The organism is Pseudoxanthomonas mexicana, assembly GCF_001556105.1.
GTDB lineage: Bacteria > Pseudomonadota > Gammaproteobacteria > Xanthomonadales > Xanthomonadaceae > Pseudoxanthomonas_A > Pseudoxanthomonas_A mexicana_A.
Genome location: NZ_LSIF01000028.1, coordinates 36,675 through 62,270 on the forward strand (window position 1 = coordinate 36,675; position 25,596 = coordinate 62,270).

Genomic DNA, 25,596 nt, shown 5'->3' on the forward strand with positions numbered 1-25,596 from the left:
ACAGGCCACGCCGCGGTCCGCCGTCATGCGGGTCGGGACGAGCGTCGTGGGGGTGCGGGAAACCGATCATGGCGGCTTCATGCTCGCGACTGGGGGAGCGCGGCGCTTCGCCATCCCGCTCCCCGACTTGGCAGAACGCGCCCGCAGGACGCGTCGATGCTTCCGCTTCAGCGGATCTGGAAAGCGAAGCGCATCACGTCGGTGACCGAACGCGCCGGCACGGTGACGTGCACTTCGTCCGGGTAGCGCAGCAGCCGCACGCGCAGGCCGTGGCCGGACAGCCGGTCCAGCCGCTCGGCGAGCGCGCGTGCCGGTTCGGGATCGTCGTCGGTGTCCTGGTCGCCCACCACCACCATCAGCCGGCTGGTCTTGCCGACCTTGCCGCCGGTGAGTCGCGCGGTGAAGGCGCGTTCTTCCGACAGCATGCCCTGCTCGTTCCATTCCATCGACGGACTGGCCGCGACGATGGAGTGGAACGCATCGGGACGCTCGTACAGCGCATGCAGCGCGAACAGGCCGCCCAGCGAATGGCCGAACAGCGAATGGCGATCCGGATCGACCGGATAGCGGCGGCTGATCTCGGCGCGCAGCGTGCCGGTCAGGAAATCGAGGAACGGTTTGCGTGCACCACTCTTGTACTGCGCCAGCGAACGCCACTGGCGCGGCGGCGGGTCGAGCAGCGGCGCGGTGAAGTCGTTCATGCGGCGGACGTCCCACGCTTCGTCGCCGGGATAGCCGACCCCCACGATGATCGCCTTGCCGACCGGCAGGTATTCGGCGACCCAGCGCGCCTGCGCGAACGAGCCGAAGTAGGCGTTGCCGTCGAGCACGTACAGCACCGGGTAGCCGTCCTCCGGCGCTTCGCTGTCCTTCGCCGGCTTCGACACGAAGATGCGGTACACCTCGCCGCCGTCCGAGGCGAGGTCCCAGGTCTCGGTCGCCGGCATGGTGTAGCCCGGTGCGGACGGGGGCTTCGGTGCGGTCTCCGCGGCAGCGGCATGCGCGACCGGCAGTGCCAGGAGGAGGGCGACGGCGACGCAGGCCAGGGTCTTGATCGTCATGCGGGGCTCCGACGGCATCCCGGTCCGGGACAGGGCATTGAAGCAGGGATCGGGGGCGGGACGCGATGGGCGCGCCGTCCGGTCAGAACATCACCAGCACCTGCGCCCGCCAGCGCCCGTCGCTTTCGTACCGGGTCAACAGGCCGGAGGTGGCGGGATCGACGTTGGTGTCGCCGTAGCCCACCGAATAGAACCAGTTGTCGCGCCGTGCGGTCACGCGCAGGTCGACGTTGCGGTAATCGCCGACGGCGCGGTTGCTGAAATCGTATTCGCCCGCGGTGAGCGTGGCGGACACCGGCATGCCGCGCAGTGTTCCCAGCGGGACGCGCACGTTGGCGGCGGTGTAAAGCGAACGGCCGCCCTGGAAGTAGTCCCAGGCGTAGGCGCCACTCATGCCGACGACCGCGCCGCCGAAATCGTACGATGCGGACACCGTGAGTTCGTCGAAGTCGAGGTCCATGGTGCCGGACGGCCGTTGCCGGTACAGGTAGCCGACGTTGACGTAGGTCTTGCCCATCTTCTTCGCCCAGCCGGCGAAGTAATCGAATTCCACCCGCGTGTCGGTGCCCGCGCCAAGGTCGATGTTGCCGCCCCAGACGCCGGCGTAGGCACCGCTGCGATGGTCCAGCTTGAGTTCGCCGATGACCGCCGTCTTGCCCGCGGTCAGCGACTGGCCGCGCCAGACGGTTTCGGTGGAGAGTGCGGCACCGTTCGCCCAGCGGAAGGCCTTGTCCGACTCCGCGGCGGAGGCGGGCAAGGATGCGGCCACGCCGGCAAGGCAGGTCAGCACGGAGAGGAGGGTCTTCATGACGCCAGTCTAGGCATCGCCGGGCCATTGCGGCTTGACCAAAGCGGCGCCGGGCTTTGCCGGAACGGATGGGCCAGTGCTGCCGATCCGCGTGCCGGGCGACTGTTTCGGCTAAGCCACCGCATTGAACGGCATGTCCAAGCCCTCGCCGGGCCGGTAGGCTCGAGGCATTCCGTCGTTGCAGGGCAGCCCTTGGCCACCACGTCTTCCGCCGATCCGACCACCGCACGCGACTGGCTCGCGCGCCTGGTGTCGTTCGACACCACGTCGCGCAACTCCAACCTCGCCCTGATCGAGGCCATCGAAACGTGGCTGCACAGGCTGGGCGTGCCTTCCAGGCGGGTGTCGGGCGCGGCCGGTGCGAAGGCGAACCTGCTGTTCTCCATCGGTCCCGATGTCGCCGGCGGCGTCGTGCTGTCGGGCCACACCGACGTGGTGCCGATCGATGGACAGGCGTGGAGCACCGATCCCTGGACGCTGAGCGAGCGCGACGGGCGCCTGTACGGGCGTGGCACGGCCGACATGAAGGGCTTCATCGCCGCGGGCCTGTCGCGCGTGCCGGCGATGCTCGCGGCCGACCTCGCGCGGCCGGTGCACTTCGCGCTGTCGTACGACGAGGAAGTCGGCCTGCTCGGCGCACCATCGCTGATCGAAACGCTGATGGGTACCGTGCCGACGCCGACCGTCGTCGTGGTCGGCGAACCGACCGGCATGCGGATCGTCGACCGGCACAAGGGCATCATGGGCATCCGCACCACCGTGCACGGCCACGAGGCGCATTCCAGCCAGACCCATCTCGGTGTCAGCGCGAACATCGTCGCCACCCGGATCATGGCGCGCATCGTCGCGATCGCCGACCGCCTTGCCGCTGCGCCGGTGGCCGCGCCCGGCTTCGAGCCGCCGCACGCCACCGTCACCATCGGCCTGGTCCAGGGCGGCACCGCGCCGAACATCCTCGCCCGCGAGTGCAGTTTCATCTGGGACATCCGTTCGACTTCGCCGGTGGAAGCGCGCGCGGTCTACGACGACGTCGAGGCCTACGCGCGGCAACTGGATGGCGAGATCCGCGCGCGCTTCGCCGATTGCGGCATCACCACCGAGATCCTGTCCGACGTGCCGCCGCTGACCGGTGCCGGCAATACACCGGCGATCGACCTGGTCTCGCAGTTGCTGCCGGCGCCGCAGTGCGAGGTGGCGTCGTACGTGTCCGAGGCCGGCCTGTTCGAATGCGCCGGCCTGCCGACGGTGATCTGCGGCCCCGGCTGGATCGCGCAGGCGCACCAGCCGGACGAGTACATCGAGCTCGAACAACTGGCGGCCGGCGAAGCGTTCATGGACCGGCTGGTCGAGGTGCTGCGCGCATGAGCGACGACCGTCCCGCGATTCCCGAGCGCGGTGTCGGCGGACGCAACTGGATCCTCGGCGTCCTCACGTCGATCTACCTGGTGAACTTCATCGATCGCCAGATCCTGGCGATCCTGCTGCCGCAGGTGAAGGCGGAGTTCAACCTGTCGGACACGTTCCTGGGCCTGCTGGTCGGCCCGACGTTCGCGTTCTTCTACGCCACGATGGGCTTGCCGTTGGCGCTGCTGGCCGACCGCGTCAATCGGCGCAAGCTGATCGCGGCGTCGCTGGCGCTGTTCTCGGCGATGACGATCGCGTGCGGGCTGGTGGTGCAGGTCTGGCAACTGGCCATCGCGCGCGTGCTGACCGGCGTGGGCGAAGCGGGCACCGGTCCGGCCTCGCAGACGATGATCACCGACCTGTTCCCGCCGGAACGCCGTGGTCGCGCGCAGGCGATCTACGCCACTGGCGCCAACCTCGGCGTGCTGGTGGCGTTCGCCGCCGGCGGCGTGATCGCGCAGGCGTGGGGCTGGCGCGTCGCCTTCTTCGCGGCGGGGTTGCCGGGATTGCTCCTGACCGTGTTGTTGCTGACCACGGTGCGCGATCCGCAGCGTGGCGCCCACGACCAGGTCAAGCCACAGGACGATGCGCCGCCGCTCGGCGCGGTACTGGCGCAGCTGTGGCGCAGCCGCGCCTTCCGTTACACCGCGCTCGGCGCATGTTCGACCTGCTTCACCTCGTACGCGCTGGGCAGTTTCTTCCCGTCGTTCCTTGCGCGTAGCCATGGCATGTCCACCGCCGACATCGGCTTCACCATGGCCTTGATCATGGGCGCATGCGGTGGCCTGGCGACCTATGCCGCCGGCCATTTCGCCGACCGCTTCGGCCGCAACGACCCACGCTGGTACTCCTACATTCCGGCCATCGCCGCGTTCGCGCCCCTGCCGGTCGCGCCGATCTGTTTCCTCGCGCAGGACACCGGCATCGCGCTGGCCGCCGCCATCATCCCGCTGTCGCTGACGGCCGCCTTCATCGGCCCGACCATCACCATCATCCAGCGGCTGGTGCCGGTGCGCAGCCGCGCGACCGCGGTCGCCACGCTGATCCTGATCGACAACATCGTCGGCCTGGGCCTGGGGCCGCAGTTCGTCGGCATCGCCAGTGACCTGTGGAAGCCGGCATTTGGCGAGGATTCGCTGCGCTACGCCCTGCTCGCCGCGATGGCCGGCTCGGCCGTGTCGGTGTTCGGTTTCGTCATGGCGGCGCGCCATCTGCGCGCGGACATCGCCGCGCGCGAATCCGCGGCGCCGGCCCCGGCATCGAATGGCTAAGGCCCTGCTCTGATCCGCCAAGCGGCCCGTCGCGGGCTGCGTCAAGTTCAACGTGTAGCAGGCGCACGACCCGCGCCACCCAGGGGATCCCGGTGGCGCACGGCACGCACAGTGTGCCTGTTCGATTGTTACAGCCGCGATCCCGCTCGCGCACCGAACACCCGCAGTACCGGAACGGAATCCGCACCGACACCACACGGAGAACGACTACACGCCTTGTCAGGAACCGGCCTTGCCCGTCGTCCCGTTCCGGACATTCCCGCCACGCCAGCCAGTCAGTTCGCCCAGGAATTTCCATGACCACTTCATGTCAACGCGTTGTCGCCTTGCCCTCCCTCTCCCTGCTGACCGTGAGCCTGCTGGCCGCCATGAGCGCGCATGCGCAGACCGCCGGCAGCACCGACACCGTGAAGGCCACCGACCTGGACAAGGTGCTGGTGATCGGCCAGCGCGCCAACCGTGTCAGCAACGGTGCGACCAACCTCGACCTGGACATCAAGGAGACGCCGCAGTCGATCAGCGTGATCTCCAAGGAACAGATGGCCGACTTCGGTGCCGACAGCCTCAACGATGCGCTGCGCCTCGCCACCGGCATCCAGGTCGAACAGACGTCGACCAACTCGACCCAGTTCCTCTCGCGCGGGTTCGAAATCAAGAACACGCAGATCGACGGCGTCGGCCTGCCGAACGGCTGGGGCGTAGTGACCAATGCGATGGATTCGTTCGGCTTCGAGAAGCTGGAAGTGATCCGTGGCGCCAACGGCCTGCTGACCGGCGTGGGCAACTCATCGGGCACGATCAACTATGTGCGCAAGCGCCCGACCAACGAGGCGCAGGGCCAGGTCGGCATCACCATCGGTTCCGAGAGCCGCCGCCGCATCCAGGCCGATTACTCCACGCCCTTCACCGAGGATGGTACCTGGGCCGGCCGCGTCGTCGTCGCCCGCGAGGAAAGCGGCTCCTACCTGCGCGATTTCGAAAGCGACCGCAGCTACGTATACGGCGTGGTCGATGGCCAGATCGGCGAGAACGGGACGCTGACCCTTGGTTTCTCGTGGCAGAAGGCCAACACCAGCGGCAACATGTGGGGTGCCCTGAGCTTCATCGACAACGACGGCAAGCAGTTGGAATGGGACCGCAGCGCGTCGACCACGCAGGACTGGACCTACTGGAATTCCACCACCCAGGCCGGCTTCGTCGAATACACCCATCGGCTGGGCGACACGTGGCAGGTGAAGGCCTCGTACAACTATCGTCTCTACGACCACGACTCCAAGTTGTTCATGGGCTACTCGCTCGGTCTGGATGCGGAGACGGGCACTGGCCTGTACGGGTGGGCCTACAACAGTCCATACAAGACCGAGGCGCATCTGGGCGACATCAGCCTCAATGGCCGCTTCGAGTTGTTCGGGCGCGAACACGAGGCCATGCTGGGCGCAAGCGTGGCCCGCAGCGAAGGCACCGACTGGTACTACCCGACCGACACGCGCCCCACCACGCCGCAGTTCGGCCTGCTGCCGGGGTTCCCGTATGCCGGCAACGCGATCCCTGAGCCGGTCTGGGGAGCGCGCTCCATCTACACCACGCTGGATCAGCGCATGACCCGCGTCTTCGGTGCGACGCGCATCGCATTCACCGATCGCTTCAAGACCATCCTCGGTTTCAACTGGGCGGAGTTCAACCGGAAGAGTGCCGACAATGCCGGTGGGACGTCCGACCTCACCGACCGCAATCTCGCGCCGTATGCCGGCGTGACGTTCGACTTCTCAGACAGTATCACCGGTTACGCCAACTACTCCTACATCTACCAGCCGCAGGACGAGGTCGACTACGATCGTCGGTACTTCGATCCCAGCAAGGGCACCAACTACGAAGTCGGAGTCAAGGCGGAGTGGCTGGACAAGCGCCTGCTGACCACGCTGGCCTGGTTCAGCGCCAAACAGGATGCGCTGGCCACCTATGTCGGCACCCGCTTCATGGAAGGGTATGCATACGGCTATTCGCGGCCCGTCGACATCGATTCCAAGGGGGTCGAGTTCGAAGCGACCGGCAAGCTCGGCGAGAACACCAACTTGTTGTTCGGTTACACACGCCTGTCGATGGGTGGAGAGGACGGCGGCGACACCTACCGTTGGGTGCCGCGCAATACCGCCAATGTGCTGCTCAGCACGCGTCTGCCCGCCTTCACGGCGCTCTCGTTCGGCGTCGGTGCCCGTTGGCAGAGCGAGATTTCGAACTACGAGAGCTACGTCCTGTCCGCGCCAGTGCGGCAAGACAGCTACACGCTGTTCAATGCTTTCGTGGGCTGGGACATCACCCCCGACCTGACGCTGCGTGCCAACGTCAACAACATCACCGACGAGAAGTACATCCAGAGCCTGTACTCGGTCAGCTATTACGGCCCACCCCGCCAGTACGCGCTCAGCCTGAACTGGCGCTTCTGAGGTGGCCGGCGGTCCGCGGCCTCCCCCGGCCCCGATGAGGCAGCGCATCCGTCGCCTCGTCGGACGGTCTGCGCTGGCGCTGTTCCTCGGCGTCGGCCCTGCGCACGCCGGCGACCGCGAGGACGTGCTGGCCCGCATCACCGAGTACATGGCGTACGAGGAGAGCGGGAACCTGGTCGCGCAGGGCGAGCTGATGCTGGACGAACGCAGCATGGTGTATCCGGGTGGACGCTCGCAGGGCAACAACCGCGAGGGCATGGCGCAGCAGCAGGCGGCGCAGGATGCCTTCGCGGCGGAGTTCCCCGGCGTGCACTACGCCTTCGAACTGCGCGACGTCGAGGTGCAGGTCTGGAATGCCGACAGCGCGCTGGCGATGTTCGAGACAGTGCCGACACGGATCGTGCCGCCGTCGCTGCCGCCTGAAAAGGTGGCGAAACTAGGCGCGCCGAAGATTCCGCTGATCGTCGCGGCCATGCTGGTCAAGCAGCAGGGTGCGTGGAAGATCGCGCACACCACCTTCGTGCCGCGCGACAAGGACTAGCGCCAGCGCCTGACGGTCGTGTCCATCGTCAGGCGCGTCGGCATCCCGTTCGATATCGACGTCAGCGTGTTTCCGCGTTTTCACCGGCCCAGCGCTGCATGCGGGTTGGCACGTGGCGCTTCAGTGCGGGGCGGCGGTCGATGGCGCGCCCGAGGCCCGCCGCATCACCGTCGCGCATGTAGGCGTCGAGGAACGCCAGGACCACATCATTGATCGTGGCCAGGGCTTGGCCGCCGTCGATGTCGCCCACGCGTTCCTGCCGCTTGGGTCCGTCGAGCAGCGCGACCAGATCGGTGAAGCCAAGATGGCGGATGCCCTCCAGGCGTACGCGCACCACGTCGTCGTTCCTGCCGGTCGACGCCCAGGGCTCGTAGGCGAGGTCATTCGGGCTGAAGTCCGGTTCGCGCGGCTGCCCTTCCAGCAGGCCGTAGCGCGGCCAGTCGCTCAGCATGAGCAGCAGCGGCCTGTCGACCGCGCGGTCGAACAGCGCGGGATCGAAGTTCTGGCCATCGAGGTTGACCGCCGCACGGCACGCCGTCACGCGATGGCAGGTGGTGGCGGACGTCGCGCCGCCGAACGACATGCCGGCGAACGCCAGCCGCGTACGGTCCGCGGTGGCGAGTATCTTGCGCAACGCCGCGGGTTCCTTGCGCGCGACGATGGCGTCCGCCACCGCGATGGTGTCGTCGCGCCACGCGGCGAACGAGCGGCCGATGCGGGTGGCGGGAAACGCGTCCGCATAGGTCGCCAGTGCATCGCGACGCACGGCCAGGTCGGCACCGCCGGCGATCACTTTCCAGGCCTCACCAAAGCGAGGATCGTCAGGGGTTCCGCCGAACTGCGTGGCCACGAGGGTGCCGTCCTGCAGGCGCACGTCGGTGCTGTCGCCAGGATGCGCGATGGACACCACGATGTAGCCGTGGCTCGCCAGGTGTGCGGCCAGCACGCTGTTCTGTTCCGGATACAGGAACAGGCCATGGCTGTAGACGACGACGGGGAATCCGCGCTTCGTTTTCGCTGGCCGTGCACCCGGATGCACGGCGATGCGGGCGGCGGCCAGCGCGTGCAGGTCGCCGTCCGCATAGCGGAAGTTGCGCGTGATGGCCGGCAGCGTGGTGGCGGCGACGGCGTCCTCCAGATAAGGCTGGCCTTCTGCAGAAGGCCGTGCTTCGGCGGGATACCAGACGACCGCCGGTAGCCGCCGCGGTCCGCTGTCGGGCTTGCCTGCGTCCAGCGGGCGCGCCGTATCGGCGAACTCGGTACGCAGCAGGCCGACCGCATATGCGCCATCCGGTGCCGGCAGCGTGGACGCGGTCGCGCCCGGCAGGCCGATCCAGGCGGCCAGGGCGACGGTGATGATGGAATACCTCAACTGCATGCAACGTCCTCGACGGTGTCTCTGGTCATCGATGTTTCGATCGTGGGCGGGCAGGGTGGTGCGCGCACTCAGTTCACCCGCGCCTCGTGGCCGAACGCCGTCGCCGCGTCCGCATGTTCGCGCAGCCGTTCCGCCAGCGCACCGCGCACCGTCGTGGTGCGGACGACGGTGGGGCAGGTGCCGAAGGCCAGCTTGAACGCGCGGGTGAAGCTGCCGGGGCATTCGTAGCCGCATTCCATCGCGATGTCGATCATCGGCTTGTCGCTCTTGCTCACCAGCACCATCGCCCGCGACAGCCGGACCTGCTTGTAGACCTGTCCCACGCTGCCGCGGTACAGCGACTGGAAGCCGTACTGCAGTTTCTTGATCGTCATGCCGACCGCGGCGGCGAGTTCGGAGACGCTGAGCGGTTCATCGAGGTTCTCTTCGATGACCTGCTTGGCCAGCCTGATCTTGTCGATGTCGGCACGGCGCAGCACCGGGCCGTCGGTGTCGTCGACGTCGGCATACGACTGGATCACCGCGCAGATGATCTCGATCGCCTTGGCGCTCAGGTACAGACGACGCAGTTCGCCTTCATAGGGACACTCGAAGGCCTGGGTCGCGGCCACGCTGGCGACGTTGCCCAGCGGCACATGGCGCAGGCCGGTCGGCACGCGGTCGAGGATGTAGTCGCGGAAGATCGGCGGCAGTGATTGCGCGTCGAGGCCGAGTACCTCCTTGACCCGGTCGCGGCGCAGGAAAATCGATACCCAACGCAGCGGGCGGTTGGGTTCGTACACCGTGCGCACCGCTTCGCCGCTGGGCAGGCCATAGAACGTACAGAAACCGTGCGCGAGGTCCTCGCCGGCCGGGTCGCTGCCGGCCGAGATCGTGCTGCGGCCTTCGATCCAGGCGCAGAACACCAGGTGGTCGTCGTGGCGGTGCTGGCGGGAGAGGGCGCGGGCGGCGCGGAAGTCGACGATCGCCATCGACAGCGCATCGTTGAGCTGATGGAACACCCAGCCGCCGTCGCCGACCGATTCGTCGTAGCGGTGGCGGAAGCCGTGCCCGGACACCAGCGGCTCTCGCCAGCCCTCATGGACCTCCTGGCTGCGCCAGTCGGCGGCGTCGGCGGGACGTCCCGCGCAGACCAGCATTTCTTCGATCGTGCGATCGTCGAGGATCATCGATGTGTACTCCCGGTACGTGTCCGGCGCAGCCCTCCTGCCTGCGACGGATGCGTGGCCACCTGCGTCCTTGCGGCGGCGGGTCCCGTGGCCCATCCCGGCCACGGCGTTCGGGTCCCGATGGCGGTTGCCTGCGTCCCGCCAGCGCATGCGCGGGCAACGAGCCGTTTCGGTTAAGTCGTCGACCTGTTCGGCCAGTCCGCGCTGAATCACGAGCGCTACCCTCAAACGACTTTCCATCGACCTGTCAGACGTTGGCAATCACCCCTGTGTTCCGTGCCTCCATCAAAAGCCGGTGCCGTCGCGCTGTCCAGTGTCTTCCGGGCCATGCGTGCGGCGGCTATGTGGCTGTTTCTCAACGGGAAGTGCGTCTGCCTGCGCAACAACGCGGCGTCGCTGCGGGCGCAAACGCACGCGCGGGACGTTTCGGCCCGTGAAGACGCCACGTCTGCCGCACGTGATCCATTCCCCCAGCGCCGCCGTCTGCGTGTTGTCGCACGCCGGCGCAGCGGCGACACTCCGAGGAGACGTTGCGCCCGGTGTACGACATGTCCCACAAGGATTCGCTCGATCGGATCGACCTGAAGATCCTGCAGGCCCTGCAGGAGGATGCCCAGATCAAGAACCGCGACCTGGCCGACCAGGTGGCGCTGTCGCCCAGCGCCTGCCTGCGCCGGGTCCGCGATCTGGAAGAGCGGGGGCTGATCACTGGCTATCGGGCCCATGTGGCGATCGACCGCATCCGTGCCGCCACCATCGTGATCGCGCAGCTGTCATTCGACCGGCATTCGGTCGGCCGCTTCATGGAGTTCGACGCCTGGGCCAGCCAGACGCCGGAGATCGTGGAATCGTTGCGGGTCAGTGGCCACTACGACTATCTGCTGCGGGTGGTCGTCAGCGACATCCACGACTGGAAACGCATCATGCGGGAGATGACCGAGCGCGATTTCGGCGTCGAGAAGATCGTGTCCAACTTCCTGATGGAAGACATGAAGCCGTTCGCGGGCTATCCGCTGACGCAGAACAGCCCGCCGCGCTGAGTTCCCCGGTCCTGCGGGACCCGGTCCGCGCACCGCGCGGCACCACCCACCATTCCACCTTGTCGGCACGCCTCTCGCCAGGGCGTGCGGCACGCCTGTGCGCGAGGTTGCCGCCGTCCGTCCTCCGCCCGCGTCGCGCGGCGGATCGCGGGCGGTGAACGCGGGCACGACGATCGACTCCATCCCTGGGAGGGGATCATGATGGACACACCCGACTCCGACGGCGCCACCGTCGCCCCGCCACGCCGCGGGCCCTTGCACGGCCTGCTGGTGCTCGACATCACGCGCGTGGTGGCCGGCCCCTACTGCTCGATGATCCTCGCCGACCTCGGTGCGCGCGTGATCAAGATCGAACACCCCGAGGATCCCGACTACGTTCGCGACTTCCCGCCGTTCGTGGGCGAGGGCGACGAGCGCTTCAGCGCGTTCTTCGCCCAGTACAACCGGCACAAGGAAGGCATCACGCTGAACCTCAAGCATGAAGCCGGCCGCGCGCTGCTGAAGCAACTGGTGGCGCGCGCCGACGTATTGGTGGAGAACTTCCGGCCCGGCACGATGGCGCGTTTCGGCGTGGGCTACGAGACCTTGCGCGCGGAGAACCCGAAGCTGGTGTACGCGGCGATCAGCGGCTTCGGCCAGACCGGCCCGAACGCGCTGAAGCCGGGGTTCGACAACAGCGGCCAGGCCACCGGCGGGCTGTGGTCGATGAACGGCTATGCAGACCGCCCGCCGGTCCGCGTCGGCACCATCGTCGGCGACGTCTCCGCCACGTTGTTCGCGACCATCGGCGTGCTCGCCGCCGTGCGCGAGGCGGAGCGGACCGGCCAGGGCCAGATGATCGACGTCTCGCAGCAGGATTCGGTGCTGGCGCTGACCGAGAACGCGGTGGTCAAGTACACCGTCGACGGCGAGATCGCCGGCCCGCTGGGCAACGAGCATCCGTTCGTGCGCCCGTACGGGCAGTTCCCGTGCCGGGACGGCCATGTGTTCTTCGGAGGCTACAACGACAAGCTGTGGGCGCTGTCGTGCCGCAAGTTCGGCACGCCGGAGCTGATCGCCGATCCCGAGATCGACACCATGGCCAAGCGCTTCGACCTCGGCGTGTACGAGCGCCGTGTCAAGCCGGTGGTGGAGGCGTGGTTCCGCGACTACAGCAAGCAGGAGCTGGAAGCGATCGCCGGGGACGACATCCCGTTGTGCGCGGTGAAGAACATCAAGGAGGTCGTCGAGGATCCACACATCGCGTCGCGCGACATGATCGTCGATGTCGCCTACCCGCAAGGGAATGTCGGCATGTTCGGCACGCCGATCAAACTGTCGGCCACGCCCGCGCAGCCGCGCGGACATGCGCCACGGCTGGGGCAACACAACGCCGAGGTCTATGCGGACCTGCTCGGCATCGATGCGGCGACGCTGCAGGAACTCAAAGCCACGGGAGTGGTGTGATGGGGATTGCTTACGACGTATCCGACGGGATCGCGATGATCCGCTTCGACCGGCCGGACAAGCTCAACGCGTTGACGCTGGCCATGTACCGCGACCTCGGCGACGCCTTCATCGCCGCGCGTGACGATGCGCGCGTGCGCGTGGTGATCCTGACCGCCAGCGGCACGCGCGCGTTCTGCGTGGGCGCGGACCTGGGCGAGTCGATTCCCGCGCTGATGGAAGACGCGTTCGACATCTCGCAGTGGGACGACGCCCACCTGAAGAACCTGCGGCTGTACAAGCCGGTGCTGTGCGCGATCAATGGCCTGTGCCTCGGCGGTGGCTTCGAGATCATGCTCGGCACGGACATCCGCATCGCCTCCGAGACGGCCAAGTTCGCGCTGCCGGAGCCGTCGCTCGGCATCGTGCCCGCCGGCGGCACCCTCGTCCGGTTGGTCAGGCAGATCCCGTACGCGCACGCGATGGAGCTGCTGTTGACCGCCAACGGCTTCACCGCGCACGAGCTGCTGGCCAAGGGGCTGATCAACCGCGTCGTACCGCCCGCCGAGCTGATGCCGCAGACGCTTGCGCTTGCCGAGCGGATCAAGGCCATGAGTCCGGGCGCGCTCGCCGTCATCAAGGAGTCGGTCCACCGCCTCGTCGACATGACCGAGGCCGACGCCTTCGCCGAGGAGGCGCGGCTGGGCCAGCGCGCCTTCACCAGTGCCGACGCGCGCAAGGGCCTGGCCGCCTTCGCGAAGAAGCAGACGCCCGTTTTCGACTGATCCTTCTCCCTCCAGGAACGCCATGACCACCAGCAGCCGTATTCCGGGCTTCTACAAGCTCGACCCCGAAAGCCGCTTCCAGAAGCTCGTCGAATTCAGTGGCCTGCCGGCCGAGCAGTTGCGGCCGTTGCAGGCCGTGGACGGCGGCATGGCGGCGATCGCCGACCGCATGATCGAGAACGCGGTCGGGACCATCGCGATCCCGCTGGGCGTCGCCGCCAACTTCCTCGTCAACGGCGTCGACTACCTCGTGCCGATGGCGACCGAGGAGCCGTCCGTGGTCGCCGCGGCGAGCAACGCCGCACTGGTCGCGCGCGAACATGGCGGCTTCCACACCTCGGGCACTGCGCCGGTGATGATCGCGCAGGTGCAGGTGCTCGATGTGGCCGATCCGCAGGCCGCCCGCCTGCGCCTGCTGGAAGCGCGCGACGAGCTGCTCGCGCTGGCCAACGCGCAGGATCCGTTGCTGGTGCAGCTGGGCGGTGGCGCCCGCGACATCGAGGTCCGCTTGCTGGCATCGGCGGACTTCCGCGCGCTGGTCGTGCACCTGCATGTCGACGTGCGCGATGCGATGGGCGCGAACGCGGTCAACACGATGGCCGAAGCGCTGGCGCCGCGGATCGCGGCGATCGCACGCGGCCGCAGCCTGCTGCGCATCCTCTCCAACAAGGCGGACCTGCGTCTGGTGCGCGCGCGCGCCGTCTTCGACGCCGGCAAGCTCGGTGGTGCGGCGGTCGTCGCCGGCATCGTCGATGCGTACCGCTTCGCCGCCGTCGATCCCTACCGCGCCGCGACCCACAACAAGGGCATCATGAACGGCATCTCCGCCGTGGTGCTGGCGACCGGCAACGACACGCGCGCGATCGAGGCCGGTGCGCATTGTCATGCGTGTCGCGACGGCCGCTACACCTCGCTTTCGCACTACGAGCAGGATGCCGACGGCAACCTCGTCGGCAGCATCGAACTGCCGCTGGCGCTGGGCCTGGTCGGTGGCGCCACCAGGACGCATCCGGTTGCGCAGGCGGCGGTGAAGCTGCTGGCGGTCAAGAGCGCCGTGCAGCTGGCCGAGGTCACCGCCGCCGTAGGCCTGGCGCAGAACATGGCCGCGCTGCGTGCACTGGCGACCGAAGGCATCCAGCGTGGCCATATGTCGCTGCATGCGCGAAACGTGGCGGCGGCGGCGGGCGCCAGAGAGGCCGAAATCGGGCCGCTGGTGCAACGCCTGGTGGTGGATGGCCACGTGCGCCTGGATCGTGCGCAGCAGCTGCTGGCCGAACTGCGAGCGTCGTCGCGCTGACCCTGTTTCCCGCGCGCGCTTGGCAACGCGTGCGCGCTTCCACGATGAAGACAAGGCATTCGAGATGAAGCGACGTTCCCTGTTGATCGCGATGCTCGCCGTGGCAGGCAGCGCCGTGAGTACGATGTCCGCGTCGGCCGGCGACCTGCTGTACACGCTGGAGCGCACCACGGCGCTGCCCAGCACCGATACGGGCTTCGATTACATCAAGATGCAGCCCGGCACCTCGCGTCTGTTCATGGCGCGCCTGAAGGATGGGCTGACCGTCTTCGACGTGGAGTCGCAGGCGGTGGTGGCGACCGTGGAGAATTCGGCCGGTGCCAACGGTCCGCTGCTGCTGCCGGAGTACAACCGTGGCTACGTGGCGATGGACGACGGTTCACTACTGAGTCTCGATCTGGCCACACTGGCGCCGTTGCAGCGCATGCCGCTGGCGAAGGATGGCGGGCTCAACAGCGCGATCTACGATCCCTACACGCGGCAGATCCATGCGATCACCGGCACGCGGCCCGAACAGTCGACGTGGTTCACGCTGGACGCGGCGACCGGCAAGCGGCTGAAGACCACGGTGTTTCCGTTCCGCAAGATGGACGACCCGGCCAGCGACGGCAAAGGCCGGCTGTTCGCACCGGCACGCAAAGACGGCATCGTGCTGGTGCTCGACGCCAGGACACTGAAGGAAACCGCGCGCTGGACGGTCGGCTGCGCGGTCTCCAAGGTGCGCTACCAGGCCAGCACGCATCGCGTACTGGGCGCCTGTGCCACCGACACGCCGACGTTCTTCGCGCTCGACGCCGATACCGGTCGCATCGTATCCAGGCTGCCGATCGGCTATGGCCTCGATGGCTTCGCGATCGACGAAGTGCGGCACCGCATCGTCACCTCGAACTACGACGGTACGCTGACCGTGATCGATCAGGACGGCGCGGATGGCTTCGCCCTGCGCGGCACGGTGTCGACGCACATGGGCGCGCGGATGATGGCGATGGACGAGCGCGATGGCCGCCTGTTGGTGGTCAACGCGGCCTTCACCAACACCGCGCCGAACGCGAAGGGCGAGACGACGAAGACCTACCATCCCGACAGTTTCGTCGTGTTGACCTACGCACCGAAGTAGCGGCGATGGCGGCTCAGCCGCCACCCACCATCAGCGCGACATCGCCGCCGGCCGCGGCGGTGTTCACGCTGACCGAGGATTCGGCACAGAAGCGCGACAGGTACAGCGGCCCGCCCGCCTTGGGTCCAGTCCCCGAAAGGCCTTCGCCACCGAACGGTTGCAGGCCGACGACCGCGCCGATCATGTTGCGGTTGATGTAGAGGTTGCCCGCGTGCGCGGCACCCGCGACGGCTTCGGCACGCGTATCGATGCGGGTCTGCACGCCGAGCGTGAGGCCGTAGCCCAGCGCGTCGATCCGTTCGACCAGCGCCATGACGTCGCCGCGCCAGCGCACGACCTGCAGTACCGGGCCGAAGATTTCTTCGGTGGCGTCCTCCAGTGCCGCGATCTCGAAGGCGACCGGTGCCACGTAGGCCGCGGATGCGGCGTCATCGGGCAAGGGCGCCCGCGCGATCAGCGTCGCACGGGTCTCCAGTGCGGTGATCTGCTGCCGCAACCGGTCATGGGCCTCGGCGTCGATGACCGGGCCGAGATCGGTCGACAGGTCGTAGGCCGGACCCACGCGCAGCAGCGCGATTGCGCCCCGCAGCATCGCCAGCACGTCATCGGCGATGTCGTCCTGCACGCACAGCACGCGCAGCGCAGAACACCGCTGGCCGGCGCTGCGGAACGTACTCTGCACCACCGCATCCACGACCTGCTCGGGCAGCGCGGTGGCATCGACGATCATCGCGTTGATGCCGCCTGTTTCCGCGATGAGCGGCACGATGGGCCCGTCCGTGGCGGCCAGCGTGCGTGCGATGGCCTTGGCCACCGGCGTCGACCCGGTGAACGCGACGCCGGCGACCTTCGGTTGTGCGACCAGCGCCGCACCGATCCGGCCATCACCGTACACGCCGGCGAGCACGTCGCGTGGAACCCCGCAATCGTGCAGCAGCGCGATCAGGTGCGCCGCCACGCCCGGTGTCTGTTCGGCCGGCTTGGCGGCCACGGCATTGCCGGTGACCAGGGCGGCGACCACCTGGCCGGTAAAGATCGCCAGCGGGAAATTCCATGGCGAAATGCAGACCCACACTCCGCGTCCGCGCAGGCGGTAGGTGTTGCGTTCGCCGGTGATGCCACGCAGCGTGCGCGGCACCATCAGGCCACGTGCCTGCTGCGCGTAGTAGCGGCAGAAGTCGGCGGCCTCGCGGACCTCGGGAATGGCATCGACCCACGTGCGATGGCCCTCGCGCACGATCCGCGCGCACCAGTGCGCCAGGTCGCGTTCCAGTGCATCCGCGGCTCGCTCCAGGATCTCGGCGCGCGCTTCGACGCTGCGCACGTTCCATGCCTTCTGGCCGTTCGCCAGCGTGTCGATGAGGCGGGGGACCGCGTCGACATCGGTGTCGGGTGGTGTCTGCAGTTGCACGTCGCTCCATGCCGCGAGCAGGGGTGCGGCCATCGCCACGCAGGCCGGATCAGTGCCCGCGGTGTTGCGACGTTCTTCCAGAAGATGGCGCGGCAACGTCACGCCACTGCGGGTCTCCCGCCACAACGGCGACCGCACGAGCGCCGCCGGCGGAATGCCCGGGTCGGTCAGTTGATTGACGAAGGAGGAGTTCGCGCCGTTCTCCAGCAGCCGCCGGACGAGGTAGGCGAGCAGACGCTTGTGCGCGCCCACGGGGGCATACACGCGCAGGCCGACCTGCGGGTATTGCCGGTGCACTTCGGCATGGACAGCGTCGCCCATGCCGTGCAGGCGCTGCAGTTCGAACGGCGTTCCCACCGATTGCGCCAGGTGCAGCGCCGCGGCGATGGTGCCGGCGTTGTGTCCCGCGAACTGGGGATAGATCGCGTCCGACATGGCCAGCATCGCCTTTGCGCAGGCGAGATAGGCGATATCGGTGTGGTGGCGGTGGGTGAAGACCGGGAATGCCGGCAGGCCGAGTTCCTGCGCGCGCTTGATTTCGTAATCCCAGTACGCGCCTTTCACCAGCCGCACCATGAAGCGTTGGCCATGCGCGCGAGCGATGCGGGCGACTTCCTCGATCACCTCCAGCGCACGCGTCTGGTAGGCCTGCACGGCCAGGCCGAAACCACGCCACTGCGGATGCTGGAGCGCGATATCGCGGGCGACGCATTCGAACACGTCCAGCGAGATTTCCAGGCGCTCGCTTTCTTCCGCATCGATCGTGAGGTTGATGTCGGCCGCCGCGGCTGCCTGCGCCAACGCCAGCACGCGCGGTACCAGCATGGTCATCACGTGGTCGTGCTGCAGCGCCTCGAAGCGGGCGTCGATCGCCGACAGCTTGATCGACACGCCATCGGCCTGTTCCACCGGGACGTTGCGGTCACGGGCGGCACCCAATGTCGCGATGGCATCGTGGTACTTGGCCAGGTAAGCCAATGCGTCGGCGTCGGCGCGTGCGCCCTCGCCGAGCATGTCGTACGAGAAGCGGACGTCATGCCGTGCATTGCGTTGCCTGCGGGCATCGGCGAGCGCCTCGTCGAGCGTCTCGCCCATCACGAACTGGCTGCCCATCAGCTGCACCGCGCGCACCGTGGCGGCGACCACGACCTTGGCACCCGCGGCGAAGAAGAAGCCCGACGGCGCACCGGTCGGCCCCAGCATTTTCTTCGACAGCGTGATCGCCTGGTTCGACAGCCGGGTGAGCCAGGAATTGGAGACGCCGGAGAAGTCGGCGCGTGCCAGCTGGTCGGCGGTGAGCGCCATCGCCGTCTCCACGTCGGGCACGCGGAGCAGGGCTTCGGCAAGGCGCATCAGGGTCAGCCCCTCCGCACTGGACAGTGGGTACTCCCGCAACAGCGTTTCCATGGCGAAGCTCGCAGGCTTCTGTGCGCGGACGCGGTCGATCCACTCGCCGCCGTCGGCGCTGGCCGTGTCCCAGTCCAGGTTGTCCAGAGAAGCGAGCAGCCGGGCGACGACGTCGGATTCGGGGCGGTACGGCGAGGGAAGGCGCATGACGGTCTGCTTTGGCGAAGGACGGGAATGTGTCCGCCATTTTCCGGAGACTGCTGGCGGATTAGTCTCGGTTTTCCCCCGCTTCACGCCCGAACAGCCGAGATTTCCATGGCGATTGACCGGACCGACCGCAAGATCCTCGCCCTCTTGCAGAACGATGGCCGCATCACCAATCTGAAGCTTGCCGAGGCGATACACCTGTCGCCCACCGCCACGCTGGATCGTGTGCGTCGGTTGACGGCCGATGGCTACGTCATCGGATATCGTGCCGTACTCAATCCGATGAAGCTGGGTGTCGGGATGCTCGTCTTCGTCGAGGTGCTGCTCGATCGCACCACGCAGAACATCCTGGAAGATTTCAAGGAGGCGGTGCGTGCGCTTCCCGAAGTGATGGAATGCCACCTCGTGGCTGGTGGTTTCGACTACCTGCTCAAGCTGCGCGCCGCCGACATGTCGGATTATCGAGACATCGCCGGGCGCGTGCTCTGGAGGTTGCCGGGCGTCAGGGAGACACGCACCTACGCCGTGATGGAGGAAATCAAGAACAGCGCTGACATCTATCTCGGTTCCCGAGAGGGCATGGCTGGCTGAATCCACGAGCGATCCCCGCAATCCGCGGAAGGGCGGGGCATGCATCTGCTTCGGAGGCAGGAATCAGTGCGCGCGCGGCCACCGGGCTGATTTCAGTGGCCTGCTGCAGGAACCTTCCCGGGCCATTATTCAAGGCCGCCGCAGTCGTGAGCCGTCCGTTCCCAAGCCAATAAAAAACCGCCTCGCGGCGGCTTTTATTCAACGCGTTGATTTCGCTAGGAAATCTGGTGGCTATGGGTGGACTCGAACCACCGACCCCAGCATTATGAGTGCTGTGCTCTAACCGGCTGAGCTACATAGCCGCGTGAACCGCGTATTCTTCATTTCGACCCCTTGCCTGTCAAGCCGGGGAGGCATGCTTGTCGCCCGCAGCGGGGCGTGGCAGAGTCGACGGCAGTAGATTTCAGGAGTCCGCATCGTGATCGATCCGGACGGCTACCGACCCAATGTCGGGATCGTGTTGATGCGGCCGGATGGTCGGGTGTTCTGGGCGCGACGTGTGCGCCGGGATGGCTGGCAGTTCCCACAAGGCGGCATGAACACGGACGAGACGCCGGTCGAGGCCATGTACCGCGAGTTGCGCGAAGAAACCGGCCTGTTGCCCGAACATGTGGAGGTTCTGGGCGTAACGCCCGGCTGGCTGCGCTATCGCTTGCCGCCTCGTGCCATCCGTCGCAACGAACGACAGGTCTGCATCGGGCAGAAGCAGGTCTGGTTTCTGCTGCGCCTGGTGGGCGACGAGGCCAACCTCAGGCTCGATCTCACGGAAAGCCCAGAATTCGACCATTGGCGCTGGGTCGATTTCTGGTACCCGCTTGAGCATGTAGTGATCTTCAAGCGCCGCGTTTACGCCAGCGCACTGGAACACTTGGCGACGTTCGCAAGGATGGTCGCGGGGCCGCAGGCGATCCCGCCCCCATTGTCCGGTCCACGAGTTGCAGAACCTGCTCTTCGTAGAAGTCGTGACCGCAGCCGACCCGCGCGTAAACAGAGTGGCGCGGGCGAACCCGCCAAGAATTGACAATCATTCTCATTCGAGGTGGAATGGCGATGGGCCGTTCCGTGCCCGCCGCATTGCCGCCTCCCCGTGTACGTCTGTATCTGCAACGGCATTACCGACCATCAGATCCGCGAAGCCGCCGCTTCGGGATGCTCCACCGTGGCTGAGTTGACGATGCGGACCGGCGCTGGTGCCAATTGTGGAAGCTGCCTGGACATGGCGATGGATGTGCTGCAAGCCGCCCAGCCGGCTTCACACGAACCGCTGTTCCCGATCCTCGTGCTGTCGCACGCCGCCTGACGTCGCCGCCTGTCGGCGGCGAGGCACTTCCCACAGAATGATCACGATTCGCGTTCCGTCATCAGGTGCGCGCTCGGGCTAACCTTTGCCGTCCTTCCGCCCACGGAGCATGGCCATGAAAGGCGACGCCAAGGTCATCGAGTATCTCAACAAGGCGCTCTACAACGAGCTGACTGCGATCAACCAGTATTTCCTGCACGCCAAGATGCTGAAGAACTGGGGGTTCAAGGAACTTGCAGAACACGAGTACAAGGAATCCATCGACGAGATGAAGCATGCCGACAAGCTGTCGGAGCGCATCCTGTTCCTCGATGGCCTGCCGAACTTCCAGGCGCTGGGCAAGCTGCGCATCGGCGAGACGCCGCGCGAGATCCTCGAGTGCGATCTTGTACTTGAGCAGGAAGCGCTGCCGGTGTTGCGTGAAGCGATCGCGTACTGCGAATCGGTGGCCGACTACGTCACCCGCCAGCTGTTCGCCAACATCCTGGACTCCGAGGAGGAGCACATCGACTGGCTGGAAACACAGCTGTCGGTGATCGACCGTATTGGCGAACCGAATTACCTGCTGACTAAACTCGAAGATTGAGGGGGCGGGGTCGACAGCGGCGGAAGCAGTGGTCGACCCAATTGCTGCGCGGCGTAGCCTTGCAGTGCCATGCGGGCACGCGCGTACTCCGCGATGACCAGCGCCACGGCCACGGCCGGGCGTTCCAGCTTGCGGGCGCGGGCACCCAGCTCCACGCGCTTGGCGGCCGCCGACAACGCCATGGCGCCGACGTTCGCGCTGGATGACTTGAGGGTATGCGCTGCATCGCGCATCGCATCCAGGTCGGGTACGGCGGCGGCCTTCTCCAGCGTGCCGATCAGGCGCGGGGCGTCTTCCAGGAAGATGGTGATGATGCGCGTCGTTTCGTCGCCCGCGATCTCGCGCAGTTCCTCCAGCATGGTCTGGTCCAGTACCGGGAAGCTGGGTGCGGGCGAACGCGCCGTGGCTACGGCAGGCGCGGGCGGGGCGGGTTCCGCTGGGGTAACAAGTGCGGCGTTGCGCAGCACGAAGTTCATGCGATCGGGCAGCCATCGGTGCAGGCAGCTCTCGAGTTGCTCGCGCGAGACCGGCTTGGCCAGATAGTCGTCCATGCCAGCGTCAAGGCAACGCTGGCGATCGCCTGCCATGGCATTGGCGGTCATCGCCACGATGGGCAGGCGGCCGCCATCGGCGCGCTGCGCTTCCAGTTCGCGCCAGCGCCGTGTCGCGGCGTAGCCGTCCAACACCGGCATCTGGCAATCCATCAGGATCAGGTCGAAGTGCTCTAGCTGCATGCGCTTCAGCGCAATGTCGCCGTTGGCGGCAGTCTCACAGTTGAAGCCGAGGGCGGACAGCAACTTCTGCGCCACCAGCAGGTTGACCGGATTGTCTTCCACCAACAACAGGCGTGGTTCTGTGCGCATGGCACTGACGACGGCAGGCTCAGGTTCCGTTGCGACGGCAACGTCGGCCGGGGCAGCAACGACTGCGACAGGCACGCTTGATGTTTCGTTCGCATCAAACGCAGGCGAAGCATCATCACCGGCTGAGCCTAGAAGGCTGGGTGACTCCGGGAAGATCTCTTCCAGCGCGGCAGTGTCGGCGACAGGCTCCGGCTCGGGTGTGGCGCCCGTCAACGCGGCGCGCAGGTCCGCGTCGGGTGATTGTCGCGACAGCAGTGTGCTGCGTGGATGGAGTTCCGCGGGGACGGTCTCGTCGCCGTACAGCCACAGCAAGCGCAGCGTGTCTGGCAAGGGGCGGCGCGCGATGGCCCGATGCAGCGCCAGCGCGGTGCTGCGGATGCCACCAATGTCAGCCAGTACCGCCAGGTAATCCTGCTGCCCCTGTTCGCCGACGAGGCGCAGGCGATCCAGCGCCTCCTGCGTCGTCTCGACGGCGACAGGTTGCATGCCCCAGTTGGTGGACAGCAGTGTGAGGCGTTGGCGCAGCCGGGCATCCGGCGACACGATCAGCACACGGCCATGGTCCAGCACGCCGTTGTCACGCTGTCGCAGGTCGCCGATGACTTTCATCAAGGGCGCTTCGAACCAGAACGTGGAGCCACGGCCCACCTCCGACACGACGTCGATGCGACCACCCATCAGATCGACGATGCGCCGGCAAATCGCCAGTCCCAGCCCGGTGCCGCCATACAGGCGCGTGGTCGAGGCGTCGGCCTGGCTGAAGGAATGAAACAGGCGATGGCGCGCATCCTCTTCGATGCCGATGCCGGTGTCGCGCACCTCAAACCGCAGCAGGTGCTGCGCAGCGGTTTCACCCAGCCGGCGCACTACAATGGTGACCGTGCCGCGCTCGGTGAATTTGATCGCGTTGCCGACCAGATTGGTCAGCACCTGGCGCAGGCGCACCGGGTCGCCACGCACCGGCAGGCGCACGGCCGGGTCGAGCTGCAGGCTGAGTCGAAGGCCCTTGTTCTCCGCCGGTCGATACATCAACTGCAGCACGCTGTCGAGCAACTCGCGCAGGTTGAAGCCGGTGATCTCCAGGTCGAGCTTGTTGGCCTCGAGCTTGGAGTAGTCGAGGATGTCGTCGACGATCCGCAGCAATTGATGGGATGACGCGGTCGCCGTCGTCAGCATCTCGCGCTGGTCGGGCGCCAGCGGTGCGCGCGACAGCATTTCCAGCATCGGCACGATGCCGTTGAGCGGGGTGCGGATTTCGTGGCTCATCGTGGCCAGGAATTCGCCTTTCGCCATCGCGGCGGATTCGGCCGCCTGCTTGGCGCGCAGCAATTCCTGCTCAAGGCGGTCATGCCGCTGGAGGTCGCGCTGCAGCCCGTCGCGTTCGGATTCGGCCATCGCCGCACGCGCCTGGATCCCGGTATGACGACGCGCGTCGACGCGCGTGTGCCAGGCGGAGGTGAAGGCGCCCAGCAATCCTGCGGTGCCGCTGCCGGTGGCCACCTGCAACCAGGGGCCGGCGATGCCCGCCCAGTGCAGGCCCAGCGAGGCCACCGAGACGGTGGCGCATGCCACCGTCACCCAGGGCATCACCGGCATGCGACCGGTCGAGGGCATCTGTTACAGCACCGCGTTGTGGAAGTCGAAACCGAGTTCGCTGCCGACCGCCTGCACCAGATTGCCCTGGATGAAGTCGACGCCGCCCATCCACATGGCCGCTGCGGCCTGCGGATCCTCGATCTGCTGACCGATCACCTGCAGGCCCTGGCGATGCGCGTTGTCGATGATGCCGCGCAGCTGGTCACGCAGCACCGGGTCCGCGTGCGCACTGGCGTACCTGCTGGAGACGCGGACGAAGCCCAGCGGCAACTGGGTGAGCAGGGCATCGGCTTCTGTACCCGGCTCGAACTGGCTCAGGCAGAACTGCACGCCGGCCGGCATCAGCTGCTGGCAGAACTGGCGCAGCGTGACGGTGTGGATGAGCGCATCCGCAAGGCGCAGGTCGATGACCAGCGAGGTGCCCTCGATACCGCGCGCACGCAGGGCGTCGAGCAACCACTGCGCATGCGTTTCGCGGGCCAGCGATCGTGGTGACTGCGAGACGAACAGGCGCAGCGATGGCCCCGCGGCCTGGCGCTCGGCGAGCACGTACAGCGCGTGCTCCAGTACCCAGTGATCGATCTGGGCGATGCCGCCGGCGAGCTCGGCGGCCGGAATGACCTGCGAGGCCGGCAGCAACGAGCCATCGGGCTGGCGCATCCGCAGGAGCACCTGGTATTGCGCCTGGTCACTGCCGGCGACAGCCACGATGGGCTGGTAGGCCAGTTCGAACTGACCGTCTTCCAGCGAGATGCGCGGCGCATCGTCGTCGACTTCGGCCGGCACGTATTCGGCCAGGCTGTCTGACTTCAGGCGGGCCTGCAGTACGGCGCGCTCGATGGCTTCCAGTGCGCTGCCGGCGTCGGCGAACCCGATCGACAGCGCGGTGTAACCCACCGAGCCCCGGAGCTTGAGGATTTCGTTGGGGCGGGTCTGGAAATCATGGCCGGCAAGGCCGTCGCGCAACTGCTGCGCCAGCGCGGCCAGCGTGGTTTCATCGACGCTGTCGGCCAGCATCAAGAAGCTGTTGTCGTTCAGACGTGCCACCGGGTGTGGCGACGCCGCCGCCGCCAATTGGCGGCCGGCCTGGTTCATCAGGTGCTCGAACACCGCATAGCCGTAGCGTTCACGCAGGCTCAGCGCACTGTTGACCTCAACGAAGAACACGCCGCCGCGCGACTGCCGCTGCAGCGATTCGGCGAGCTGCTGCAGCACGAAGGTGCGCGTCGGCAGGCCGGTATCGGAGTTCACGGACGGGCGCGGCGCCTGCAGGGCTTGATTGCGCTGGCGCGCACGCTGGATGCGATTGGAGACCGCGGCGATCAGGTGGCGCGGGCGGATCGGCTTGTTGAGGAAGTCGTCCGCGCCGCTTTCCAGCACCTCGAACTGGCGTTCCGGGTCCGGGTCGCCGGTCAGGAATACGATGGGCAGATGCAGGTATTCGGGTTGCTGCCGCAGCAGCATGGTCAGCGACATGCCGTCCGTGCCCGGCATGTGCAGATCCATCAGGACCAGGTCGGGACGGAAGCGCCGCATGGTGTCGAGCAGTCCGTCCGACTGCATCTGCACCTCGGCCTGCATGCCGGCGCCGTGCAGCACGCTCTGGGCGAACAGGGCCTGGCCGCGGTCGTCTTCGACGATCAGCACGCGGTACGGGGATTCCGGGTCGATGGGTTCGGGCGGATCCACCGACGCGACGGACGTGGGTGTCGCGGTGATCGGGGCGGCAGACGGTGCGACGGGGTGTGGGGTCATCTCGGCGGGCTCTCCGGCTCCGGGGGCATCCGCCACATCCTCGGGAGCGGCATCACCCACCCAGCGGCGCCAATGGTGCGCCGGCGGTGTTTCGGCACGCAGGCGCGAGCGTGAAGGCTCATCCTGCGGGCGGGATGTGGAATCGATGGCGGACATCAGGCTTCCCCAAGCTGAGCCCCATTATGCGATGAAGTTCACGG

Annotated in this window: 19 protein-coding genes, 1 tRNA gene and 1 pseudogene; 13 read left to right on the forward strand and 8 right to left on the reverse strand. The window is 67.2% G+C overall.

Annotation, left to right across the window (positions count from 1 at the left end; all coding sequences use genetic code 11):
- Positions 1 to 167 precede the first annotated feature (167 nt).
- Both AX730_RS04915 and AX730_RS04920 read right to left on the reverse strand, forming a co-directional pair.
- Entirely contained in the window at positions 168 to 1,061 is an 894-nt protein-coding gene (locus AX730_RS04915; protein ID WP_062352814.1) for an alpha/beta hydrolase, read from the reverse strand.
- A gap of 82 nt (positions 1,062 to 1,143) precedes the next feature.
- Complete coding sequence (locus AX730_RS04920; RefSeq protein WP_062352817.1) at positions 1,144 to 1,869, reverse strand: TorF family putative porin; 726 nt, start codon at positions 1,867 to 1,869, stop codon at positions 1,144 to 1,146.
- 192 nt (positions 1,870 to 2,061) lie between these two features.
- Between AX730_RS04920 and argE the strand changes: the two genes are divergently transcribed.
- The 4 genes from argE (at position 2,062) to AX730_RS04940 (ending at position 7,529) form a co-directional block, all read left to right on the forward strand.
- Positions 2,062 to 3,234 (forward strand): acetylornithine deacetylase, encoded by a 1,173-nt coding sequence (gene argE / locus AX730_RS04925; RefSeq protein WP_062352820.1) that lies wholly within the window; start codon positions 2,062 to 2,064, stop codon positions 3,232 to 3,234.
- Positions 3,231 to 4,544, forward strand: a complete 1,314-nt coding sequence (locus tag AX730_RS04930; protein ID WP_062352823.1) for a spinster family MFS transporter — start codon at positions 3,231 to 3,233, stop codon at positions 4,542 to 4,544. Before argE ends, AX730_RS04930 begins: the two co-directional genes overlap by 4 nt.
- 296 nt (positions 4,545 to 4,840) lie before the next feature.
- Complete coding sequence (locus AX730_RS04935) at positions 4,841 to 6,988, forward strand: TonB-dependent siderophore receptor (RefSeq protein WP_062352826.1); 2,148 nt, start codon at positions 4,841 to 4,843, stop codon at positions 6,986 to 6,988.
- Between the two features lie 34 nt (positions 6,989 to 7,022).
- The gene (locus AX730_RS04940; RefSeq protein ID WP_062352829.1) at positions 7,023 to 7,529 is read left to right on the forward strand and encodes a hypothetical protein; all 507 of its coding nucleotides are present in this window, start codon (positions 7,023 to 7,025) and stop codon (positions 7,527 to 7,529) included.
- A 61-nt stretch (positions 7,530 to 7,590) separates the two neighbouring features.
- Here AX730_RS04940 and AX730_RS04945 read toward each other — a convergent pair whose 3' ends face one another.
- Both AX730_RS04945 and AX730_RS04950 read right to left on the reverse strand, forming a co-directional pair.
- Positions 7,591 to 8,907 carry an alpha/beta hydrolase gene (locus AX730_RS04945; protein WP_062352832.1) on the reverse strand — a complete coding sequence of 439 codons (1,317 nt, stop codon included), beginning with the start codon at positions 8,905 to 8,907 and terminating at the stop codon, positions 7,591 to 7,593.
- A 68-nt stretch (positions 8,908 to 8,975) separates the two neighbouring features.
- Positions 8,976 to 10,076, reverse strand: coding sequence for a helix-turn-helix transcriptional regulator (locus AX730_RS04950; protein ID WP_062352835.1), 1,101 nt, complete (start codon positions 10,074 to 10,076; stop codon positions 8,976 to 8,978).
- 548 nt (positions 10,077 to 10,624) lie between these two features.
- On the opposite strand from AX730_RS04950, the gene AX730_RS04955 reads away from it, so the two are divergent.
- The 5 genes from AX730_RS04955 (at position 10,625) to AX730_RS04975 (ending at position 15,740) form a co-directional block, all read left to right on the forward strand.
- Positions 10,625 to 11,116, forward strand: a complete 492-nt coding sequence (locus AX730_RS04955) for an Lrp/AsnC family transcriptional regulator (protein ID WP_062352838.1) — start codon at positions 10,625 to 10,627, stop codon at positions 11,114 to 11,116.
- 198 nt (positions 11,117 to 11,314) lie between these two features.
- On the forward strand, positions 11,315 to 12,562 hold the full coding sequence (locus AX730_RS04960) for a CaiB/BaiF CoA transferase family protein (protein ID WP_062352841.1): 1,248 nt from the start codon (positions 11,315 to 11,317) through the stop codon (positions 12,560 to 12,562).
- Positions 12,562 to 13,326 (forward strand): enoyl-CoA hydratase/isomerase family protein, encoded by a 765-nt coding sequence (locus AX730_RS04965; protein ID WP_062352844.1) that lies wholly within the window; start codon positions 12,562 to 12,564, stop codon positions 13,324 to 13,326. Before AX730_RS04960 ends, AX730_RS04965 begins: the two co-directional genes overlap by 1 nt.
- Before the next feature lie 22 nt (positions 13,327 to 13,348).
- Positions 13,349 to 14,623 carry a hydroxymethylglutaryl-CoA reductase, degradative gene (locus tag AX730_RS04970; protein WP_062352847.1) on the forward strand — a complete coding sequence of 425 codons (1,275 nt, stop codon included), beginning with the start codon at positions 13,349 to 13,351 and terminating at the stop codon, positions 14,621 to 14,623.
- Positions 14,624 to 14,687: 64 nt separating this feature from the next.
- On the forward strand, positions 14,688 to 15,740 hold the full coding sequence (locus AX730_RS04975) for a YncE family protein (protein WP_157074104.1): 1,053 nt from the start codon (positions 14,688 to 14,690) through the stop codon (positions 15,738 to 15,740).
- Positions 15,741 to 15,753: 13 nt separating this feature from the next.
- On the opposite strand, the gene AX730_RS04980 is transcribed toward AX730_RS04975, so the two are convergent.
- A complete protein-coding gene (locus AX730_RS04980) occupies positions 15,754 to 18,705 on the reverse strand; it encodes an L-glutamate gamma-semialdehyde dehydrogenase (RefSeq protein WP_062352854.1) in 2,952 nt (983 codons plus the stop codon).
- A 108-nt stretch (positions 18,706 to 18,813) separates the two neighbouring features.
- On the opposite strand from AX730_RS04980, the gene AX730_RS04985 reads away from it, so the two are divergent.
- Positions 18,814 to 19,296 (forward strand): Lrp/AsnC ligand binding domain-containing protein, encoded by a 483-nt coding sequence (locus tag AX730_RS04985; protein WP_062352857.1) that lies wholly within the window; start codon positions 18,814 to 18,816, stop codon positions 19,294 to 19,296.
- Positions 19,297 to 19,521: 225 nt separating this feature from the next.
- Here AX730_RS04985 and AX730_RS04990 read toward each other — a convergent pair.
- A tRNA-Met gene (locus tag AX730_RS04990) sits at positions 19,522 to 19,598 on the reverse strand.
- A 116-nt stretch (positions 19,599 to 19,714) separates the two neighbouring features.
- Between AX730_RS04990 and AX730_RS18365 the strand changes: the two are divergent.
- From AX730_RS18365 to bfr, 3 genes and pseudogenes are all read left to right on the forward strand, one after another.
- Positions 19,715 to 20,198 (forward strand): annotated as a pseudogene (locus AX730_RS18365) (RNA pyrophosphohydrolase); the annotation flags it as partial.
- A gap of 185 nt (positions 20,199 to 20,383) precedes the next feature.
- Positions 20,384 to 20,596 (forward strand): bacterioferritin-associated ferredoxin, encoded by a 213-nt coding sequence (locus AX730_RS05000; protein WP_062352864.1) that lies wholly within the window; start codon positions 20,384 to 20,386, stop codon positions 20,594 to 20,596.
- A gap of 115 nt (positions 20,597 to 20,711) precedes the next feature.
- Entirely contained in the window at positions 20,712 to 21,182 is a 471-nt protein-coding gene (gene bfr / locus AX730_RS05005) for a bacterioferritin (RefSeq protein WP_062352867.1), read from the forward strand.
- Here the strand turns inward: bfr and AX730_RS05010 are convergent.
- Together AX730_RS05010 and AX730_RS05015 are read right to left on the reverse strand one after the other, a co-directional pair.
- Positions 21,155 to 23,623, reverse strand: coding sequence for a hybrid sensor histidine kinase/response regulator (locus AX730_RS05010; RefSeq protein WP_407071472.1), 2,469 nt, complete (start codon positions 23,621 to 23,623; stop codon positions 21,155 to 21,157). The two genes, bfr and AX730_RS05010, sit on opposite strands and share 28 nt — an antisense overlap.
- 39 nt (positions 23,624 to 23,662) lie before the next feature.
- Complete coding sequence (locus AX730_RS05015) at positions 23,663 to 25,552, reverse strand: EAL domain-containing protein (protein WP_062352870.1); 1,890 nt, start codon at positions 25,550 to 25,552, stop codon at positions 23,663 to 23,665.
- Between the last annotated feature and the right edge of the window lie 44 nt (positions 25,553 to 25,596).

What these genes read in the sequence shown, in the direction of transcription:
- AX730_RS04945 (WP_062352832.1), bottom strand. Translation starts at nt 8,907, where the DNA reads ATGCAGTTGAGGTATTCCATCATCACCGTCGCCCTGGCCGCCTGGATC.
- AX730_RS04985 (WP_062352857.1), top strand. Translation starts at nt 18,814, where the DNA reads ATGGCGATTGACCGGACCGACCGCAAGATCCTCGCCCTCTTGCAGAAC.
- AX730_RS04920 (WP_062352817.1), bottom strand. Translation starts at nt 1,869, where the DNA reads ATGAAGACCCTCCTCTCCGTGCTGACCTGCCTTGCCGGCGTGGCCGCA.
- AX730_RS04960 (WP_062352841.1), top strand. Translation starts at nt 11,315, where the DNA reads ATGATGGACACACCCGACTCCGACGGCGCCACCGTCGCCCCGCCACGC.
- AX730_RS04935 (WP_062352826.1), top strand. Translation starts at nt 4,841, where the DNA reads ATGACCACTTCATGTCAACGCGTTGTCGCCTTGCCCTCCCTCTCCCTG.
- AX730_RS04955 (WP_062352838.1), top strand. Translation starts at nt 10,625, where the DNA reads ATGTCCCACAAGGATTCGCTCGATCGGATCGACCTGAAGATCCTGCAG.
- AX730_RS04970 (WP_062352847.1), top strand. Translation starts at nt 13,349, where the DNA reads ATGACCACCAGCAGCCGTATTCCGGGCTTCTACAAGCTCGACCCCGAA.
- AX730_RS04915 (WP_062352814.1), bottom strand. Translation starts at nt 1,061, where the DNA reads ATGACGATCAAGACCCTGGCCTGCGTCGCCGTCGCCCTCCTCCTGGCA.
- AX730_RS04950 (WP_062352835.1), bottom strand. Translation starts at nt 10,076, where the DNA reads ATGATCCTCGACGATCGCACGATCGAAGAAATGCTGGTCTGCGCGGGA.
- AX730_RS04930 (WP_062352823.1), top strand. Translation starts at nt 3,231, where the DNA reads ATGAGCGACGACCGTCCCGCGATTCCCGAGCGCGGTGTCGGCGGACGC.
- AX730_RS04980 (WP_062352854.1), bottom strand. Translation starts at nt 18,705, where the DNA reads ATGCGCCTTCCCTCGCCGTACCGCCCCGAATCCGACGTCGTCGCCCGG.
- AX730_RS05015 (WP_062352870.1), bottom strand. Translation starts at nt 25,552, where the DNA reads ATGTCCGCCATCGATTCCACATCCCGCCCGCAGGATGAGCCTTCACGC.
- bfr (WP_062352867.1), top strand. Translation starts at nt 20,712, where the DNA reads ATGAAAGGCGACGCCAAGGTCATCGAGTATCTCAACAAGGCGCTCTAC.
- AX730_RS04975 (WP_157074104.1), top strand. Translation starts at nt 14,688, where the DNA reads ATGAAGCGACGTTCCCTGTTGATCGCGATGCTCGCCGTGGCAGGCAGC.
- AX730_RS04940 (WP_062352829.1), top strand. Translation starts at nt 7,023, where the DNA reads ATGAGGCAGCGCATCCGTCGCCTCGTCGGACGGTCTGCGCTGGCGCTG.
- AX730_RS04965 (WP_062352844.1), top strand. Translation starts at nt 12,562, where the DNA reads ATGGGGATTGCTTACGACGTATCCGACGGGATCGCGATGATCCGCTTC.